This is a genomic window from Methylophaga sp. UBA1464 (assembly GCF_002325665.1).
Taxonomy (GTDB): domain Bacteria; phylum Pseudomonadota; class Gammaproteobacteria; order Nitrosococcales; family Methylophagaceae; genus Methylophaga.
In genome coordinates, this window is the sequence record NZ_DCSO01000107.1 from 11,426 (window position 1) to 13,418 (window position 1,993).

The window sequence follows — 1,993 nt, forward strand, 5'->3', positions numbered from 1 at the left end:
CCACTAAGAACAGTTCAGATTGTGCAGGATCTCTTTCCTGGCAATCTGCCAGTTTTCCCGGTAAACCGGCAATATCCAATACGCCCTTGCGTCGCGTTAACTCACGTGCTTTACGTGCAGCATCCCGTGCACGTGCCGCATCAATCATCTTATTGGCGATCAGTTTTGCTTCGCTTGGATTTTCAATCAGAAAGTCCTGGAAATGTTCATTTACCAGTGACTCAACAATGGTACGAACTTCTGATGAAACCAGCTTATCTTTTGTCTGTGATGAAAATTTCGGGTCAGGTACTTTAACCGATAACACAGCAGTCAGCCCTTCACGTGCATCATCACCACTGGTGACCACTTTTGATTTTTTCGCCAAACCTTCGCTGTCGATATATTGATTTAAGCTTCTGGTCAGTGCTGCCCTAAAACCAGCCAAATGTGTACCACCATCTCGTTGTGGAATGTTATTGGTAAAACAATAAATATTTTCCTGATAAGAATCATTCCATTGCATTGCCAACTCAACAACGACGTCGTCTCTTGTGCCACTTATATTAATGACGTGTTCATGTACGAAGGTTTTATTTTTATTCAGATGCGTAACAAATGCGCTGATACCACCTTCATAATGAAAGACTTCGGTTTTTTCATCCCTTTCATCCGTCAGTACTATTCTGACGCCTGAGTTTAAAAAAGCGAGTTCCCGGATTCGTTTGGCAAGAATTTTGTAATCATAGGTGATCTGGGTAAAGGTTTCTTCACTTGGCCAAAATTGTATTTTTGTACCAGTTTCTTCGGTTGCTTCAAATGCTGTTAATGGTGCATCGGGTACACCGTGTGTATAACTCTGTTTATGAAAATAACCGTTACGTTTTATTTCAAGTGTCAGTTTTTTTGATAATGCATTGACCACTGAAATACCAACCCCATGAAGACCACCTGAGACTTTATATGAGTTATCATCAAATTTGCCGCCGGCATGCAGTACAGTCATGATAACTTCTGCGGCAGAAACGCCTTCACCTTCATGCATGTCCACGGGAATTCCGCGGCCATTATCTTCTACTGAAACTGAATCATCTGGATGTATACGAACATTGATTTCAGTACAATGTCCTGCTAGAGATTCATCAATTGAATTATCTAAAACTTCGAAGACCATGTGATGCAAGCCCGTACCATCATCTGTATCTCCTATATACATGCCTGGGCGTTTTCTGACAGCGTCTAATCCCTTTAAAACTTTAATGTTGGAAGAATCGTAACTATTATTTTCAGTGGTCATAAATTAATCCATTTACAGCAAGGTGATGCATAATCGTCCATTCTACTATGTATCGTCGTTGGTTGACAGCGTGACTATATCTGTCTTAACTCCCCACGTTCCACGTGGAACAAACTTCCATTTTCATCATTTTCAATAGCTGCATTAAGCTCAGAGCTAGTTGTTGTGATAAAGGTCTGAACCCGTAAATCTTTAATACAATCTAGCACCAAATGCTGATGTTGAACATCCAGTTCTGAGCTAATATCATCTACCAATAAAATACTTTTTTGCTCATTAAACTGCTGAAGGAGCGAAATTTGTGCAAGGCTAATCGCCAAAAAAAACAACTTCTGCTGCCCTCTAGATAGGACTTCAGCAGGATCATTTCCATTTATTCGGATTGACCAATCAGCCGCATGTGGTCCTGACCGTGTATATCCCAATGCACGATCTCTATCAATTGTGGTTTCGATGACATTTTTGAACTCATGTTCTTTAGGCCAACCAGACAAATACCTTAATTCAAACTTTGCATTATTAAAATCTTTACATAGTTTGTTAAACCATTTTTCAAAGCTGATTAATAACTGCATTAAATATTCGTTTCTGTATCTTGATAAATGTAAACCGTGCTCTACTAAAGATACATTCCATACCCTAATTTCAGTTACAGGCTTATTATTTCGTAAAGCAGCATTCCTTTGAGAAAGTATTTTTTTATAGGCTTGCCAATGG

At 39.4% G+C, this 1,993-nt stretch carries 2 protein-coding genes; both read right to left on the minus strand.

From position 1 onward, the window contains the following. The coding region (locus B3O33_RS14420) for an ATP-binding protein (protein WP_292363867.1) at window positions 1–1,276 on the minus strand (1,276 nt) is incomplete at its 3' end. A gap of 74 nt (window positions 1,277–1,350) precedes the next feature. After that, window positions 1,351–1,993: DNA replication/repair protein RecF (gene recF / locus B3O33_RS14425; RefSeq protein WP_292363868.1), on the minus strand; the 643-nt coding region annotated here is incomplete at its 5' end.